This window comes from Rhodanobacteraceae bacterium, assembly GCA_016713135.1.
GTDB lineage: Bacteria > Pseudomonadota > Gammaproteobacteria > Xanthomonadales > SZUA-5 > JADKFD01.
Genome location: JADJPR010000003.1, coordinates 189,421 through 206,476, shown reverse-complemented (window position 1 = coordinate 206,476; position 17,056 = coordinate 189,421). Strand labels below are relative to the sequence as shown.

Here is a 17,056-nt window from a genome sequence, read left to right as displayed (position 1 = left end):
AGTTGCCAGCGGAGTTGGCTTCCGCGAGCCGGAAAACGATCAGGGCCGGTTGCCCGGCCCTGATGACGATACATGCAAGCGGCTGACTGTCCATTCGGGTCATCCGGCACGCAGCCGGATGGCCCATCTCAGCCCAGGCTGCTCAGCAACTTGCGCGCTTCGTCCTGCTGCGCCGCATTGCCTTCGCCGATGACCTCTTCGAGCATGCTGCGGGCGCCGTCCGGATCGCCCATGTCCATGTAGGCGCGCGCCAGGTCGAGCTTGGTCGCGACTGCATCGTCGCCGAACACGCCGAGATCCCCGAGTTCATCGTCCATGCTGGGGCCAGCGGGCTCCGCAATCTTCGGCGCTTCGACTTTCGGAGCCTCGACGGCGGCGAAATCGATGTCCGGCAGGTCGAGCGAGAACTCTTCCTTGACCGGCGCCGGCGCGGGGGCCGCGACGGGAGCAGGGGCGGCCACGGGCGCGGGCGCCGCTGCCGGGATGTCGAGGTCGAAGTCGAAGCTCAGCTCGTCGCTGCGCACCGGGGCCGGCGCCGGGGCGGGTGCCGCTTCGGGCGCCGGAGCTGCCTTGACGGGTTCAATCGCCTGCGTCGGGGCATCCAGGTCGAAATCGAAATCGAAATTCGGCTCGGCGGCCGCTTGCAAGGCAGGCGGCGACGCTGGAACCGCGGGCTGCACCGGAGTCTCATCGAAAGCATTGAGGTCGAAGCCGCTCTCGACTGCCTCGGCCGGCGCTGTTTCGGGTTCCTCGAAGGTGACTTCTGAAGGCAGCTCATCCTTGCGCTGGAACATCGGGTGGCCCGGCAGGACCCCGGCGGCAATCTGCGCCGCTTCCTGCCACTCCGGCTGGTCTTCGCTGGCGATCTGCGCCCGCAGAGCGCGTGCCGCCTCCTCGAAGGCAGTGGCATTGCCATGGCTGGCATACAGGCGCAGCAGATTGAGGCGCGCTCGCAGGTCAGACGGATTCATCGCGACCTGGTCGAGCAGAGCCTCCTTCCTCCGCATCGCCGACCTCGGCAATCGCTGCCGGCGCTCGCTCGGCCGGGAAATAGCCGCCATGATCGTCTGCCGCATGCTCGGCGTCGCCGAAATCGCTCGCCGGCTCTTCCTTCTTGCGACGGCGCGCGAACAGCAGGCCGATGAGGGCGAGTGCAGCGGCGCCAATGCCGCCCAGCACCCACGGGTTGGAGAACAAGCCACCACCCGCAGCAGGCTGTACCGGCTCCGCGGGAACCGGCTGCGGCTCAACAGGGTCCGGCTCGGGTACCGGCTGAGTGGTCGCAGCGGTATCGGTCGGAACCGGGGCGGTGTCGGATGAAACGGGCTCTGGCGTCGTGGTATCCGCTGGCGGCTCGACAACGGGTTCGGTCGTATCCGCCGGTGGCTCGGTGGTATCGGCCGGCGGCGTAGCGCTGGTGTCAACGGGCGGCTCGGCGGCAGTGTCGGCCGGCGGCGCGACGTCCGCAGGCGGCTGATCTTCCGGCTTCCAGATGTCTGGCAGGCTTGGGCTCCGGCTGGGCGGCAGCGGCAGCCGCCGCATCCGCAGCGGCCTTGTCGGCAGCAGCCTGGGCAGTTGCAGCCGCCGCCTCGAGTTCGCGAATGCGCTTCTCGAGCTCGGCTGCGCGCGACTGCAGCGCCTTCAGTTCGTCATTGCGCAGCGACAGGACCTTGTCCTGGTCCGTCTTGATCTTCTCCAGATCCGCGACGCGCGAGCGCAACTCGCTGACTTCCTGCCGCGAGCTCTCCAGATCTTCCTGCGAACGCGCGAGGTCACCGCGAAGATTCTTGATCTCCTCGCCACTGCGCTGCAGGCCTGCATCGCCTGGACGATCCGCTGCGCCCTGGGCATCGCCCGCGCGCGGCGGCAGCAGTTCCAGTCGCGAACCACTGGTGCTGGTCGCAGCAGGTGGCGTGCGCAGGGACTCGCTGGCGCCAGCATCGGCCAGCGTTGTCGGCGTCGACGACTGCGAGGCCTGGTAACCGCGCCACAGTTCGTTCTGACCGCGAACCGCCTCGGCGGCCTCACTCGCCGCGATCGCATTCACGTCGTCATTGGTCGGAATGCGCAGGATCGCGCCGCGCTTCAGCGCGTTGATGTTCTGTTCGTAGAACGCGTCGGGGTTCATCCGCAGCAACGCGATCATGAATTTATTGTTGTCGGCGACGCCATCGGGCCGAGTCGCCTGGGCGATCTCCCACAGCGTCTCGCCCTGGCCGATCGGGCCATAGTCTCCGGCGGGCGCGGGTGCGGGTGCTGCCGGCTCGGAAGCAACCGGGGCCGGTTCGGGTGTCGGCGCAGGCTCCGGTGTCGGGGCGGGTTCGGGCGCAGGTGCCGGTTCGGGTGCGGGCTCGGCAACAACGGGCGCAGGCGCCACCGGCTCGGGCGCAGGCTCGGCTGCCACCGGCGTCACCGGAGCCGTGTCGCGCACCGGCGCGGTCTCGACCTGGCTGCCGCGCGCCGGAGCACTGACCGGCGGATCGAGAAGCACGGTGTATTCACGCAGCAACCGGCCTTTGGACCAGTTCACTTCCAGCAGGAAATTGAGAAAGGGCTCCTTGACCGGCACGGCGGAGGTGACCTTGATCACCGCCTGACCGGCCGCTCCCTTGGAGACCGTGAAGGTCAATGGCATCTCCATCCGCGAGCGGTCGATGCCGACACGCGCGAAGTCCTCCGCGCTGGCCAGGGCCACCGCCAGCGAATCCGCCTCCCCAGGCGCCGACTGGATGACCTGGATCTCGGCAACCAGAGGCTCGTTGAGCCCCGACTTCACCTCGATTCCGCCCAGTCCCAACGCCTGGGCCAGCGACGGAATGGCGAGGATGCTGCTGGCCAGAAGTGTCTTGCGCGGTCCTTTCATGGAGCTCCCCCGGGGGCTGTGCGGCTTCTAATCGTGGCCTCGTATTAAGTCACGAAACTAGAAACGACCTTATGATCCGAACGTAACTATAGATCACATGTGGTGTTTTACCAATAGTTCAGCGATCTGCACCGCGTTCAATGCTGCGCCTTTGCGAATGTTGTCCGCGACGATCCAAAGGTTCAGTCCGCGCGGATGGCTGATGTCCTCGCGAATACGTCCGACGTATACCGGATCATGCCCTGCCGCGTGGGTGATCGGCGTCGGATATCCACCAGCGCGATGCTCGTCGACCACCTCCACACCGGGCGCCGCTTCCAGCAGCGTGCGGGCCTCGGCGGCGGTGAGCTTTTCCCGCGTCTCGATGTGCACCGCCTCGCTGTGGCCGTAGAATACCGGCACGCGCACGGCGGTCGGGTTCACCCGGATCGAGGCATCCTCCAGGATCTTCTGGGTCTCCCAGACCATCTTCATCTCTTCCTTGGTGTAGCCGTTGTCGGTGAAGACATCGATCTGCGGAATCAGATTGAAGGCGATCTGGGTCTGGAATTTCTTCGGCTCGATCTTCTGGAAGTTGAGCAGTGCGGCGGTCTGGCGGCCGAGTTCCTCGATCCCGGTCTGGCCGGCGCCGCTGACTGACTGATAGGTGGCCACGTTGATGCGCGTGATGCCGACCGCGCGATGGATCGGCGCCAGCGCCACCAGCATCTGCATGGTCGAGCAGTTCGGGTTGGCGATGATGCCGCGGGTCTTGTAACCGGCGATGGCGTGCGGATTGACCTCGCTGACCACCAGCGGGATGTCGTCGTCGTAGCGGAACTGGCTGGTGTTGTCGACCACGATGGCGCCCGCGGCCGCCGCGCGCGGGGCATGCACCGCCGAGATGCTGCCGCCGGCCGAGAACAGCGCGATGGCCACTCCGGTGAAGTCGTAAGTGTCGAGATTCTGCACCTTGAGGCTCTGCTCGCCGTACTTCACGCGCTTGCCGGCGGAGCGTTCGCTGGCCAGCGCGACAACCTCGGAGGCCGGGAACTCGCGCTCGGCGAGGATCTCCAGCATGGTGGTGCCGACTGCGCCGGTGGCGCCGACGACGGCGATCTTGTAACGCGTGGATTCGCTCATGAGGTGACTCGCAGTTTCAGGGAAAAGTGGCTTCGGGCGGCACGCGCGGCGACTGCGCCGGCACGTCGCCGCACTGCGCGCGGTGACGCAGCAGGTGGTCGGCGAGCACCAGCGCGAGCATGGCCTCGACGATCGGCACCGCACGGATGCCGACGCACGGATCGTGGCGGCCCTTGGTGACGATGTCGACGGCCTCGCCGACGGTGTTCAGGGTGCGCCCGGGGACGAGGATGCTGGAGGTCGGCTTGATCGACGCGTGGGCGACAATCTGCTGCCCGCTGGAAATGCCGCCGAGGATGCCGCCGGCATGGTTCGACAGGAATCCCCCGTGGGTCAACTCGTCGCGGTTCTCGCTGCCGCGCAGGCCGGCCACGGCCACGCCATCGCCGATCTCGACCGCCTTGACCGCGTTGATGCTCATCAGCGCGGCGGCCAGGTCGCTGTCGAGCTTGCCGTAGATCGGCTCGCCCAGGCCCGGCGGCACGCCGTCGGCGACCACCGTCAGGCGCGCGCCGATCGAGTCGCCGGACTTGCGCAAGCCATCCATGAAGGCCTCGAGCTCCGCCACCTGGTCGGGATCCGGCCAGAACAGCGGGTTGTCCTCGACGCTCGCGCGCTCGATGCGCTGCGGTGTGTAAGGACCGAGGCCGCTCAGCCAGCCCTGCACCGAAATGCCGAAGCGCTCGCCCAGCCAGCGCCTGGCGATCACCGCGGCGGCCACGCGCATGGTCGTTTCGCGGGCGGACGAGCGCCCGCCGCCGCGCGGATCGCGGATGCCGTACTTGTGCCAGTAAGTGTAGTCCGCATGCCCGGGGCGGAAACTCTGAGCGATCTCTCCGTAGTCCTTGGAGCGCTGGTCGGTGTTGCGGATCAGGAGCGCGATCGGCGTGCCGGTGGTCTGGCCCTGGTAGACGCCGGACAGGATCTCGACCTCGTCGGCCTCGCGCCGCTGGCTGGTGTGGCGCGAACGCCCGGTCGCGCGCCGCTCGAGGTCGGCGCGGAAATCCTCCGGCGCAATCGCGATGCCCGGCGGGCAGCCATCGATAACGCAGCCAATCGCCGGACCGTGGCTTTCGCCGAAGGTGGTGACGCGGAAAAGGTGCCCGAAGGTGTTCATGGCGTGAGGCCGCGCGCGGCGAGCGCGTCGGCGATGTCCGCGGCGTGCTCCAGCAGCGACTGGCGGTCGAGCACCGCGACCCCGGATCCGCCGCGCTCGAACTCGACCCAGGTGAAAGCCACGTCCGGCAGCGCCGCTTCCAGCGCCGGGGCCGAGGCGCCGACCTCCAGCACCAGCAGTCCGTTCTCTTCGAGGTGGTCCGCGGCGCCGGCCAGTATGCGCAGCGGCAGGTCCAGGCCATCCTCGCCGGACACCAGCGCCAGCTTCGGCTCATGCGCGAACTCGCCAGGCAGCGCGGCGTACTCGTCGACGCCGACATACGGCGGATTGGCGACGATCAGGTCGTAGCGACGCCCTGCAAGTCCGCGCAGCCCGTCGGACAGGATCGCCTCGGTGCGCTCGGCCACGCCGTGGTCGGCTGCGTTCTCGCGCGTCAGCGCCAGCGCGGCCTCGGAGATGTCGACCAGGTCGACCTGGGTGTCGGGCATCTGCGCCGCGATGGCGATGCCGATGCAGCCGGAGCCGCAGCAGAGGTCGAGCACGCGGCCGATCGGATGCCCGCCGGCCCAGGGCTCGAAGCCACGCTCGATCAGTTCGGCGATCGGCGAACGCGGAATCAGCACGTCCGGGCTGACCTTGAACGCCATCCCGCCGAACCAGGCCTCGCCGGTCAGGTAGGCCACGGGGACACGCTCGTCGACTCGGCGACGGATGCGCGCCAGCACTTCGGCGCGCTCATCCGGCAGCAGCACCGCGTTGGCATAGGCCGGCGGCAGATCGTGCGGCAGGTGCAGCGTGGTCAGCACCAGATAACTGGCTTCGTCCAGCGCGCTGTCGAAGCCCTGGCTGAAACTGAGTTGTGCCGCGTTGAACTGGCTGGTGGCATAGCGGATGAAATCGCAGACGCTCGCGAGCACGTCAGTCAAGGCTCGTCCTCAAACGAAATGGTTGGCCGATGTTCGCATCGATTACGCCGAGAGAGCACTACCCGTTGGCCGCAGGCGCAGCGCTGCCCGCACATCGCCCGGCTGAATGCGGGACACGCCGGGCACGACATACACGCGGCATGGCGGAAGCGCTTGCCTATACTGCGGCGCATGAGCACACTCGAAAGACGCATCCCCTGGATCATCGTGGCGCTGGCGCTGGTTGCCGGCCTTGGCGGCTACCTCGCCAGTCAGAAGCTGTTCGCGCCCGGCGCCAACCAGCCGCAGCTGGCGGGCACCCTGCTGTATCCGCAGCCCAAACCGCTGCCGGCCTTCACCCTGCAGCGCAGCGACGGCAGCCCGCTCACCGAGGCCGACTGGCGCGGCCGCTGGCGGCTGGTGTTCTTCGGCTTCGCCAATTGCCCGGACGTCTGCCCGACCACGCTGGCGACGACCAAGGCGGCGCTCGCCAACCTGCGCCAGCAACGCCCGGAAGCCAACGTCGCGGTCAGTTTTGTCTCTGTGGACCCGGAGCGCGACGAACTCGCCAAGCTCGGCGAATACGTGCGCTTCTTCGATCCCGCCTTCGAGGCCGCCACCGGCACCCAGGAACAGCTCGGTGCGCTCACGCGTGCACTGGGCGTGCTCTACGTCAAGGTGCCGACCGGCTCCGGGCCGCTCGACTACACCATCGACCACAGCGCCTCGCTGCTGCTCATCAACCCGCAAGGCCAGCTGCACGCGATCATCCGTCCGCCGCACCAGGCGGATGTGATCGCGAAGGATCTCGCTGCGCTGACCTCGCCCAAGGATTGACCCATGTCCCTGCAACGCGACCTCGGTGTGGCCCTGCAGATGTTGCTGCCGCACCAGTTGCTGTCCCGCATCGTCTATTACGCCACGCGCTGGACCTGGCGCCCGTGGAAGCGCTTGCTGATCGGCACCCTGAGCCGGATCTACAAGATCGACCTCAGCCAGGCCCTGAATCCGGACCCCGAGTCCTACCCCAGCTTCAACGCCTTTTTCACCCGCGCGCTGAAGCCGGATGCGCGGCCGATCGAATCAGCCGGCGATACCCTGGTGTGTCCGGCAGATGGCGCCATCTCGCAGATCGGGCGCATTCGCGACGGCCGCATCGTGCAGGCCAAGGGCATGGATTACAGCGTCGCCGAACTGCTCGGCGGACGCGATGAGGACGCCGCGGCCTTCACCGGCGGCGGCTTCGCCACGGTCTATCTGTCGCCGCGCGATTACCACCGCGTGCATGCGCCCTTCGCCGGCCGCCTGGTGCGCGCGATCCACGTCCCCGGCCGGCTGTTCAGCGTGGCGCCGTGGACCACCGAATCGATCCCGCGACTGTTCGCCCGCAACGAACGCCTGGCGTTGATCTTCGAGACCGGGCGCGGCCCGCTGGCGGTGGTGCTGGTCGGCGCAATCTTCGTTTCGAGCATCGAGACCGTGTTCGACGGCGAAGTCACCCCGCCCTACGCCGACCAGGTGCGCGTGCGCGAGTACACCGGCACCAATGCGCCGCGCTTCGACATCGGCGCCGAACTCGGCCGCTTCAACATGGGCTCGACTGCGATCGTGCTGACGGCCGCAGGCTTCGGCGACTGGACTTCGACCCTGACGGAGGGCTGCCGCGTTCAAATGGGCCAGCGCATGCAGCCTGCCCCAGGAACGAATCCTTGAGATTCAGATCCTTGTAGTACACATCGAAGGTGAAACATCAGATTTTGTGGGCGAATCGGCCCGCAAGCCGCCGATTCGACGTTACAATCGGAAGCAACGCCGACCGTAGGCTGCTGTCCGAGGAAAACGCCCGATGTACGCCTCCCTGCCTTCACTCCGCCCGGCATTGTGTGCGCTGGCGCTGTTCGCGACCGGCACTGCGCCGCTGCAGGCACAGATCGAAGGAAACGTATTTCCGCCAACGCTGTCCTATGCGCCGACTCCGAATACAGCCATCAATTTCAGCGGGATAACTGTAGTCGGCAGCAACGGCAGCGCGCAGATCTCGGTCACGGCCACGGGCGGCATGGGCAGCGGCAGTTTTGCCACCATCGGCCTCAATTGCACCTACACCGGACCGGATGCGGGCTTTTTCAGTGTGGCACCATCGTCGCAGAGCTTCCTCCCGGGCTCGCCGCAGCGAACCCTGGCGCTCGGGTGCACCTCGGGCTTCGCGTCGCGGACGGCCACGCTGGTGTGCAGTGAATCACCCGGCGGCAGCACCGGACAGATCCGCAATTGGCCCGTGACCTGCCCCGCCGGCGATCCGCCGCGCGCGCCGGATCTGAGTTACCTGCCCGCGGCCAATTCAACGGTGAGCTTCACTTCCGCCAATCCCGTCGTCGGAAATCAAGCCACGGCGACGATCCGCGTCACCCCGAGCGGTGGCCTGGGCAGTGGCGCGGAGGCCACGGCTGAGTTCAAGAACTGCAGCGTGACCGGCGAGACAGTGCCGGGAACTTTCAGCGGCTTCCAGAGCACCCTGTTCACCTTCGTGGGCACGACGACCACCCCGCGAACGATGAGCCTGACGGCGCTGCTCCGCACCACGGCGGTTACTGCCACATTGCGCTGCGATGAGGTCCGACCGGGCACTGGGCTGCGCGGCAGCCTGACCGTCATTCCGCGGACGTGGGTGCTGCAGGCGCCGGCAGGTGAACAGCCCACCAGGCTGACTCTGGCGAAGACCGCAAGCGCGACCCAGGTGACCACCGACAGCGTGTTCCGTTACACCATCACTGCTGGCAACGACGGGGCCAGTTCCGCTACCGGTCTGATCGTGCTGGACAATGTCCCTAGCGGGCTCGCCGTCCTGTCTGCCGCGGGAGATGGCTGGAACTGCAGCGTGACCGGCAATGCGGTTGACTGCCGTCGCAGCACCCTGCTTCCACGCACCAGCAGCAGCTTCGAGATTGAAGTTCGCGCATCCACGTCACCGCGTTCGCTGGTGAATACCGCGCGCCTGACCGCTCGCGGCAGCGAAACACCGATTGTCGCGTCGGTCAGCGTCGATGTGGTGCCTCCGCCTCAGGCGCCGATCGACCTCGAGATTGCCAAGTCCGACAGCGCCGATCCGGTGCTCACCGATGCCGCGTTCGCCTATCACCTCGATGTGCGCAACCTGGGTACCGGCGCCGCCACTGGTGTGCGCGTCAGCGATCCGCTGCCAGCCGGCGTGACCCTGGTCTCCGCCAGCGGCGAGGGCTGGACCTGCAGCGGAGGCGCGGCAGTCGATTGCACCCTGAGCGGCCCGCTCGCTGGCGGCGCCAGCGCCGCGCGGATCGTCGTCCAGGTCAGGGCGCCGAATCAGGCGGGCAGCATCACCAACCGCGCCAGTGTAAGCGCCAATGAGGTCGACAGCGCGAGCGGCAACAACGCCGACAGCGAGACCACCACGATCAGCGCCGAACCGCCCCCGCCGCCGGAGCCACGCGCAGATCTCAGCGTGAATGCACAGGCGATCCCGGCGTCAGCGCGTACCGGTGGCACGGTCGAGTTCCAGGTGCAGATTGGCAACGCCGGCCCCGATGTCGCCGCCGCTCCGCGCCTGACCGGCACGCTCGGGGCGCCCTTCGAACTGCTCGGCGGCAGCGGCAGCGGCTGGAGTTGCCAGGTCGCCGGTCAGACTCTCAGTGCCAGCGCTCCGCAGGCCTTCAGGCGAACCAGTCTGCCGAGATCCGCGTGCAGACCCGGCTGCGGCCCGGCGCAACCGGCACCGCCGATGCACGCTTCGTGGTGGCTTCGAGCACCTCTGACCCGAACTCCGGCAACAACCAGATCAACGTGGTCGTGCCCTATCAGTCGGGCGGCGCCGATCTCGCCATCGTCAAGACCGACAGCGCCGACCCGGTCACCGCGGCTGCGCAGTTCAGCTACACCCTGACCGTGAGCAATGCGGGCCCGGAGGCCGCCAGTGGCGTACGTGTCAGCGACACGCTGCCGGCGGCGCTGTCCTTCGTCAGCGCCAGTGGCAACGGATTTACCTGCGCGAACAACGGCCAATCGGTGGAATGCGCATTCGGCGGAAACCTGGCGGCTGGTGCATCGGCCGCAGCAACCATCGTGGTGCGCGCGCCGACCAGCGGCCAGACCCTCAGCAATGAAGGCGTGGTCAGCGCGACCACCATCGATCCGAATCCGGCGAACAACCGCTCCACGCAACAGACCCGGATCGATGACCGGAATGCTGACGACCTGGCCGACCTGCTCGACGATTCGGTGGTCGACATGGCGTCCGGATCCTCCGTGCCCGTGCTGTCGGACGAGTGCGCCGATCCTTCGACCGCGCTGGCCGACACCTGCGAGGCGCTGATCGATGCCGCGGACGATGGTCGCACCGGCGAAGTCACCGAGGCCCTGCGCGAGATTGCACCGGACGAGGTTCTGGCGCAGACCCTGGTGATGCGCGAGATCGCCGCCACCCAGTTCTTCAACGTCGACGCCCGCTTGAACGAACTGCGGCGCGGCAGCGGTGGCTTCAGCCTGTCCGGGCTGACGGTCACCAGCGGGAGCCAGACCATCCCGCTGGCGCTGGTGGGCGACGCGCTGCAGGCGGCGCTGGGCTTCGGTGAGGACGGCGGCCTGGCCAGTCCCTGGGGCTTCTTCATCAACGGCAACCTTGGCAGCGGCGAGCAGGACGAAGCCCTCGCCGAGGGCCGCGTCGGCGTCGATTACGACTCGCGCGGGATCACCGCCGGCGTCGATTACCGCCTGAGCAACCGCGCGGTGTTCGGCGGCGCCATCGGCTACGCAAACTACGATTCCGACGTCAATGGCGACGGCCAGCTGGACGCAAAGAGCCTGCTGTTCACCGGCTATGGCTCCTACTACGTCAACGACCGCTTCTACATCGACTCGCGCCTGACCTACGGCAACAGCAGCCTCGACCAGACCCGCCGGATCGACTTCCAGCTCGGCCCTGACCGCTTCAGCGCGACCGCCACTGGCGACACCGACGCCAGCCAGTTCACGGCAGCCACCTCGATTGGCTACCACCTGAATTACGGCACGTGGAGCGTCACCCCGAATGCCGGGTTGCGATACACCCGCAGCGACATCGACGCCTTCGAGGAAACCGGCGCCGACGAGTACAACGTCGGGTACGGCGAGCAGAGCTTCGATACCCTGCAGTTCGCCCTCGGCGTCAGTGTGGCCCGCGCGATCAGCCTGAGCAACGGCGTGCTGATGCCGCAGCTCGACTTGAGCCTCAACAACGAGAACAGCGACGACGCTGCGGCCGAGGCCTACCTGGTCGATGGCAATACCAGCAATCTGTTCATCTTGCGCGAAGAGAACCCCGACCAGAGCTACGGAACCGCAGGGCTGGGCTTCGTCTACCTGATGGGCAACGGGCGCCAGGCTTTCATGTCCTACCGCCATACCTTCGGGAATGATGACTTCGACCGGGGGACTCTGAACCTGGGGGGCAGGTTCGAGTTCTGACGAACTCGATCGATGCGCGCAGCGCGACGGAGTGTCGCGTTGCACCGCGCGGCGACCCGCACTTTGATAGGGGTCGGGAAGGCTCGCGCCTCCCCGCCCTCCGAACCGTACGTGCGGTTCTCCCGCATACGGCTCTCCAGTTGGTGGTTTCCTCATCGGGATTGGCTCGCCGCGTGTCGGGCTTCGGTCATGGTGAAAGTCCGACAGCAGCGAAGAAGGCATTTGGCCAGCGGTGGTGGCCTGCAGTGGCCGGCCCCCGGTCGCTTGTCTTGTTTGCGGAAGTGCCCGCAACCGACGACGGAGGAAGCCGTCGAGGATGCGGAAGATTCCACGCTGAGCGTGTTTGAAGTAGTTGAACCAGCCGCGCAACATTGGATTCAGCCCGCTGACGATTTGCTTGAGGCTGTTGCCCTCGGTCCGCCGCGTCTTGCTGCGGATCTTCGCCTTCAGCGCCTTCAGGCTCTTGTCGCGTACCCAGCGCCGACCCGTCTCGAAGCGGTAGCCCAGGAACTCGGAGCCTTGGCCCGCAATCCGGCAGTCGCCCACATGCGTCTTGTCCGGCAGCTGCAGGCCTTCCGCCGCCACCCATGCGCGCACCACCTCCAGCGCTTGGGTCGCTTCCGCTGCTGACACAGAATCACGAAATCGTCGGCATAGCGCACCAGCGACAGGCCGAGCCCAGCCAGCTTCACGTCCAGATCGTGCAGGTACAGATTCGCCAGCAGCGGACTGATCACCGCACCCTGCGGCGTGCCGCTCGTCGGCTTCCAGCGCTTCAGCTCCTGCACCACGTCCTGTTCGATCCAGCCGTCCAGCAAAGCCAACAAGCGACTATCGCTGATGTGCCTGCCAACCTCTGCTTCAACCGGTCGTGCGGAATGCTGTGAAGTACCCTTTCAGGTCGGCATCCACCACATGCGTGTGGCCCGCCTGCAGCAGCCCATCGACCACTCGCAGCGCATCCTTGCAGCCGCGTCCGGGGCGGAACCCGAAACTCGTCGGCGCAAACATCTGCTCGAAAATCGGTTCGATCACCCGCTTCACCGCCGCTTGCGCCACGCGGTCGCGGACCGTCGGGATACCCAGCGGACGCAACTTGCCGTCCGCCTTCTCGATCTCCACCCGACGTACCGGCAGCGGCCGATAACGCCCCCGATTCCAGCTCCTGCCCCAACTCACCCAAGTACCGATCCAGATGCCCCGCAAACCGCTCCACACTCACTCGATCGACTCCCGCCGCGCCGCGATCACCAACACCTGTTGCCAGGCCGATCGCAGCGTCGCCGGTCGATATACCTTGTCGATCAAACTGAACCACTTGCCTCCTCGGACGCCGTTGCCCAGCGCCGCCAACATGCGCTCCGTCCGCGCGGTCTACCCAGGCCCAATCCTCCGGCCGGTTCACGCCCCTGCGATCCCTGCCGCCGCTCGCCGCTCTCCGCTCATCCCAAACTTCCCGCCTCCACCTTCCTGTCCCGCTTCCTGCGTCGACCCGGCACCCCAGCGCGATGTCGCTGCCTTCCGACAGCGAAGCCATTTCCCCACGATGCCGACACGGTACTACCAGGACTCTGACTCCTGCGACCGTCACCACGGCCACAGGTCTCCCCCCCCCCCCCCCTCCTCGCGTTCCCCCCCACCACGCGGACGGCCCGGCCATCGCTTTAGCAGCCAAATCAGCGTGACCAGTCACTTCCAGCTTCGCCTTCTCCCAGCCAGCTCGTCGCCGTTCCACGCCGATCGAGTTCGTCAACCTACGGACCGCCAGTTCGCTGCGGTGCTCTCCACCCCGCATCGCTGCGACGCAGTTACCTTCAGCTACGGGGACTGGCTTACCCGACGGACTTCCACTGTGGTGTGAGTGCGCTCACGGGCACTGGGAGCGGGCTTTGCCCGCGATCTTTTGCTCTTCGCTCTGCGCTTTTTTGCTTTGCGCTTTGCGCTTTTCGTTTTTCGCTTTTCGCTTCAAGAGCAAAAGCGTTTCGGCCTGACGGCCGAGTCACTTCTTTCTGCTTGCCCAGAAAGAAGTAACCAAGAAAGAAGGCACCTCACTTCCGCGCCCCGTGTGCATCGTGCACACGGGTTCCCTGCGGTGCTCGCGCCTTGCAGGCCGCTGCGCAACTCGCACATCCATGTGCTCGAACATGCTCGCTTTCCCCTGCAAGTCGCTCCGCTCCTCGGCGCTCCACAGGGGACCCCATTCTTCCTTCGACCCGGCTTCCTGCCTGGTCTTCGAGGCGAGCTCTTAGTTTGTGGTCCTCGGCCAGTATCGAGAGCGAAGCGTTTGTAGCAGACCAGTAGCTTCTGGCTGTGGCTTCGCTTCTGGCTGTGGCTTCGCTTCTGGCTGTGGCTTCCCTCCGCTCAAGACCCGCAAGCCTGCTGACCCGCCACACCTCAAGAACCAGGCAGGAAGCCGGGTCGAAGGAACCCGGGGCCCCTCGGGAGCGCCGAGGAGCGGAGCGAAGCGCAGGGGGAAAGCGAGCATGTCCGAGCACAGGGACGTGCGAGCTGCAGCGGCCTGCGCTTCGTGAGCACCGCAGGGGACCCCGTGTGCACGACGCACACGGGGCGCGGACGCGGGGTGGCCTTTCTTTTGGTGACTTTTCTTTGGCCACTCAAAGAAAAGACACTCGGCCGTCAGGCCGAAACGCTCTTGCCCTTGACCTTGAAGCGACAAGCAAAGAGAGACAGCGACAGCGAAAAGATCGCGGGCAGAGCCCGCTCCCACAAGGGCTTAAGCGACAGCCACCGCGACAGCGACAGCGACAGCGACAGCGACAGCGACAGCGACAGCAGAGATCGCGGGCGGAGCCCGCTCCCACAAGGGCTTAAGCGACAACGACAGCAGAGATCGCGGGCGGAGCCCGCTCCCACAAATGCCGAAGCGACAGCAAGGAACTACCAAGCGCAAGCCTTTGGGCGTGGCCCGCTCCCACAGCGCCTGGTTCCCTCGACGCGCCAGCGACGACCCACGCCTCGCCGGCGGCGCGCCAGCGCCGACGGCTCAGAACTCGGCGAAGGGATCCTGCAGCACGATGTTCTCCGTCCGGTCCGGCCCGGTCGACACCAACGCGATCGGGCAGCGCACCAGGTCCTGGACGCCTTCGAGGTAGCGCTGAGCATTTCGCGGCAGGTCGGAGAAACGCTTGGCGCCCCGGGTGCTCTCGGTCCAGCCCTCGAAGTCCTGGTACACCGGCTGGCATTCGTGCCAGCCCGCCGCGTCCAGTGGGGCCTGGTCGGTTTCCTGGCCGCGGTAGCGGTAGCCGACGCACACGCGCACGGTCGGCTCGCCATCGAGCACGTCGAGCTTGGTGACGCACAGGCCGTTGATGCCGTTGATCATCACGGTGCGGCGGACCGCAACGGCGTCGAGCCAGCCGCAGCGTCGCGGGCGACCAGTGGTGGCGCCGTATTCCTGGCCACGATCGCGCAGGCCCTGGCCGACGGCATCGTCGAGTTCGCTCGGGAACGGGCCGCCGCCCACGCGGGTGGCATAGGCCTTGATGATGCCGAGCACGTAGTCGAGATCGCGCGCGCCGACGCCGGTGCCGGAGCAGGCGCCGCCGACGGTGGTGTTCGACGAGGTAACGAAGGGATAGGTGCCGTGGTCGATGTCGAGCAGGCTGCCCTGCGCCCCTTCGAACAGGATGTTGCCGCCCTGGCGGCGCACCTTGTGCAGGATGCTGGCCACGTCCGCCACCATCGGGCGCACGAACTCGGCGAAGGCCAGCGAGTCGTCCAGCACCTGCTGGTAGTCGCAGGCCGGCAGCTTCCAGTACTGGGTCAGCACGAAGTTGTGGTAATCCATCACCGCGCGCAGTTTGTCGGCGAGCTCCTGCGGGTAGAACAAGTCCGACAGGCGGATGCCGCGGCGCGCCGCCTTGTCCTCGTACGCCGGGCCGATGCCGCGCCCGGTGGTGCCGATCTTGGCGGCGCCCGAAGCACGCTCGCGCGCCTGATCGAGGGTGACGTGGTAGGGCATGATCAGCGGCGTGGCCGGGCTGATCTTGAGCCGCTCGCGCACGGCGACGCCGGTGGCTTCGAGTTCGGCGACCTCGGTGCGCAGGGCCTCGGGCGACAGCACCACGCCGTTGCCGATCAGGCACTCGATGCCGTCGCGCAAGATGCCTGACGGAATCAGGTGCAGCACCGTCTTCTTGCCATTGACGATCAGGGTGTGGCCAGCATTGTGGCCGCCCTGGAAACGCGCCACCGCGCGCACGCGCTCGGTCAGCAGGTCGACGATCTTGCCCTTGCCCTCGTCGCCCCATTGGGCGCCGAGCACGACGACGGACTTGGCCACGGTGGGACCTCGGATGGCGAGTGGGGAATGGGGCGCAAGCTAGCTTAAAGCGGCTGAATGGAACAGCGCTTGAGGCTGGTGTTGGTGTGGGTTGCAGGTGTTGGAAAAGGCGTCGCGGCTCCAACCAGCGTCCAGCGACAGGAATGCGCCCGACTCACCCGGACCCCGCGCATCATCCAACACCAACGACCAACACCCACACCGCTCTCAGGCGCGCACCCACCACAGCGACACCAGCCCGACCGCCATGCAGCCCAGGCCGATCATGCGCAGTGTGGCGTCGTCGGCCCGTGCGATCTGGCTGATCGCTTGCTTCCACTGAGCAGGCGCGAGAAAGGGCAAGATGCCCTCCAGCACCAGCACCAGCGCGAGCGCGGCCCACAGATCATTCATTGGGGCAGCGGCCGGATCAGGGCTTCTTGTCCTTGTTGAAGTACTCGAAGAACTCGGAGTCCGGGTCAAGCACCAGAACGTTACCCTGCGCCTTGAAGCTCTGACGGTAGGCCTCCAGGCTGCGGTGGAAGGCGTAGAACTCGGGGTCCGTCGAATAGGCCTTGGCGTAGATCTCGGCGGCCAGCGCATCGCCCTCGCCGCGGATCTGCTGCGCCTGGCTCTCGGCCTCGGCCAGGATCACCGCCACCTTGCGGTCGGCCTCGGCGCGCTCGCGCTCGCCCACTTCTGCGCCCTTCGAACGCAGAGCGTTGGCGACCTGCGCGCGTTCCGAGCGCATGCGCTCGAACACCGCATCGGTGACCTGTTCCGGCAAATCGATGCGCTTGATCCGCACATCGACCACTGTGATGCCCAGCGCCGCGGCCGATGCGTTCGACGCGGTCTTCAGGTTGGCCATCATCTCGTCGCGCTGGTCGGCCACCACCTGCTGCAGGGTGCGCTTGTTGAACTCGTCGCGCATGCGGTCCTTGACGATCTGGCCGAGCGTCTGCTGCGCGCGCAGTTCGTCGCCGCGGGTGGCGGTGTAGTAGTCCTCGACGTTGTCGATGCGCCACTTGACCACCGAGTCCACCAGCACGTCCTTCTTCTCGCTGGTCAGGAAGCGCTCGGGCTGGGTGTCCAGCGACAGGATGCGACGGTCGAACTTGATGACGTTGTTGACCAGCGGCATCTTGAAATGCAGGCCGGGCTCGAAGTCGATGCGCTGGATTTCGCCCAGGCGGAACAGCACTGCGTACTGGTCTTCGCGCACGGTGAACACGCTGGAGCCAAGCAGCAGCACCAGCGCAATAACGACAGGCAGGATCAGGTTCTTCATC

The 17,056-nt window shown here is 66.8% G+C and carries 13 protein-coding genes and 1 pseudogene; 4 read left to right on the top strand and 10 right to left on the bottom strand.

Features of this window, described 5'->3' with window-relative positions:
* Positions 1 to 128 precede the first annotated feature (128 nt).
* The 6 genes from IPK27_05130 to prmB form a co-directional block, all read right to left on the bottom strand.
* Complete coding sequence (locus IPK27_05130) at positions 129 to 317, bottom strand: tetratricopeptide repeat protein (protein MBK8067015.1); 189 nt, start codon at positions 315 to 317, stop codon at positions 129 to 131.
* A 640-nt stretch (positions 318 to 957) separates the two neighbouring features.
* Positions 958 to 1,197 (bottom strand): LPXTG cell wall anchor domain-containing protein, encoded by a 240-nt coding sequence (locus IPK27_05125; GenBank protein MBK8067014.1) that lies wholly within the window; start codon positions 1,195 to 1,197, stop codon positions 958 to 960.
* 223 nt (positions 1,198 to 1,420) lie between these two features.
* Positions 1,421 to 2,863 (bottom strand): hypothetical protein, encoded by a 1,443-nt coding sequence (locus IPK27_05120; protein MBK8067013.1) that lies wholly within the window; start codon positions 2,861 to 2,863, stop codon positions 1,421 to 1,423.
* Positions 2,864 to 2,956: 93 nt separating this feature from the next.
* A complete protein-coding gene (locus tag IPK27_05115) occupies positions 2,957 to 3,985 on the bottom strand; it encodes an aspartate-semialdehyde dehydrogenase (protein ID MBK8067012.1) in 1,029 nt (342 codons plus the stop codon).
* 16 nt (positions 3,986 to 4,001) lie between these two features.
* On the bottom strand, positions 4,002 to 5,102 hold the full coding sequence (aroC, locus tag IPK27_05110) for a chorismate synthase (protein MBK8067011.1): 1,101 nt from the start codon (positions 5,100 to 5,102) through the stop codon (positions 4,002 to 4,004).
* A complete protein-coding gene (gene prmB / locus IPK27_05105; protein ID MBK8067010.1) occupies positions 5,099 to 6,028 on the bottom strand; it encodes a 50S ribosomal protein L3 N(5)-glutamine methyltransferase in 930 nt (309 codons plus the stop codon). Before prmB ends, aroC begins: the two co-directional genes overlap by 4 nt.
* A 171-nt stretch (positions 6,029 to 6,199) precedes the next feature.
* On the opposite strand from prmB, the gene IPK27_05100 reads away from it, so the two are divergent.
* From IPK27_05100 to IPK27_05085, 4 genes are all read left to right on the top strand, one after another.
* Positions 6,200 to 6,844 carry an SCO family protein gene (locus IPK27_05100; protein MBK8067009.1) on the top strand — a complete coding sequence of 215 codons (645 nt, stop codon included), beginning with the start codon at positions 6,200 to 6,202 and terminating at the stop codon, positions 6,842 to 6,844.
* A 3-nt stretch (positions 6,845 to 6,847) separates the two neighbouring features.
* Entirely contained in the window at positions 6,848 to 7,720 is an 873-nt protein-coding gene (gene psd, locus IPK27_05095) for a phosphatidylserine decarboxylase (GenBank protein MBK8067008.1), read from the top strand.
* A gap of 133 nt (positions 7,721 to 7,853) precedes the next feature.
* Positions 7,854 to 9,923, top strand: a complete 2,070-nt coding sequence (locus IPK27_05090) for a DUF11 domain-containing protein (protein ID MBK8067007.1) — start codon at positions 7,854 to 7,856, stop codon at positions 9,921 to 9,923.
* On the top strand, positions 9,824 to 11,482 hold the full coding sequence (locus IPK27_05085) for an autotransporter domain-containing protein (GenBank protein MBK8067006.1): 1,659 nt from the start codon (positions 9,824 to 9,826) through the stop codon (positions 11,480 to 11,482). Before IPK27_05090 ends, IPK27_05085 begins: the two co-directional genes overlap by 100 nt.
* Positions 11,483 to 11,634: 152 nt before the next feature.
* Here IPK27_05085 and ltrA read toward each other — a convergent pair.
* From ltrA to hflC, 4 genes and pseudogenes are all read right to left on the bottom strand, one after another.
* Positions 11,635 to 12,838, bottom strand: a pseudogene (gene ltrA / locus IPK27_05080) (group II intron reverse transcriptase/maturase).
* A 1,648-nt stretch (positions 12,839 to 14,486) separates the two neighbouring features.
* Positions 14,487 to 15,785, bottom strand: coding sequence for an adenylosuccinate synthase (locus tag IPK27_05075; GenBank protein MBK8067005.1), 1,299 nt, complete (start codon positions 15,783 to 15,785; stop codon positions 14,487 to 14,489).
* Between the two features lie 207 nt (positions 15,786 to 15,992).
* Positions 15,993 to 16,178: a DUF2065 domain-containing protein gene (locus tag IPK27_05070; GenBank protein ID MBK8067004.1), complete on the bottom strand. Its 186-nt coding sequence runs from the start codon at positions 16,176 to 16,178 to the stop codon at positions 15,993 to 15,995.
* A 16-nt stretch (positions 16,179 to 16,194) separates the two neighbouring features.
* Positions 16,195 to 17,055, bottom strand: coding sequence for a protease modulator HflC (gene hflC / locus IPK27_05065; protein ID MBK8067003.1), 861 nt, complete (start codon positions 17,053 to 17,055; stop codon positions 16,195 to 16,197).
* Position 17,056 lies beyond the last annotated feature (1 nt).

Coding starts and splice junctions, on each gene's coding strand:
- IPK27_05130 (MBK8067015.1), bottom strand. CDS start 317: ATGGACGATGAACTCGGGGATCTCGGCGTGTTCGGCGACGATGCAGTC.
- IPK27_05120 (MBK8067013.1), bottom strand. CDS start 2,863: ATGAAAGGACCGCGCAAGACACTTCTGGCCAGCAGCATCCTCGCCATT.
- IPK27_05115 (MBK8067012.1), bottom strand. CDS start 3,985: ATGAGCGAATCCACGCGTTACAAGATCGCCGTCGTCGGCGCCACCGGC.
- aroC (MBK8067011.1), bottom strand. CDS start 5,102: ATGAACACCTTCGGGCACCTTTTCCGCGTCACCACCTTCGGCGAAAGC.
- IPK27_05100 (MBK8067009.1), top strand. CDS start 6,200: ATGAGCACACTCGAAAGACGCATCCCCTGGATCATCGTGGCGCTGGCG.
- psd (MBK8067008.1), top strand. CDS start 6,848: ATGTCCCTGCAACGCGACCTCGGTGTGGCCCTGCAGATGTTGCTGCCG.
- IPK27_05090 (MBK8067007.1), top strand. CDS start 7,854: ATGTACGCCTCCCTGCCTTCACTCCGCCCGGCATTGTGTGCGCTGGCG.
- IPK27_05070 (MBK8067004.1), bottom strand. CDS start 16,178: ATGAATGATCTGTGGGCCGCGCTCGCGCTGGTGCTGGTGCTGGAGGGC.
- hflC (MBK8067003.1), bottom strand. CDS start 17,055: ATGAAGAACCTGATCCTGCCTGTCGTTATTGCGCTGGTGCTGCTGCTT.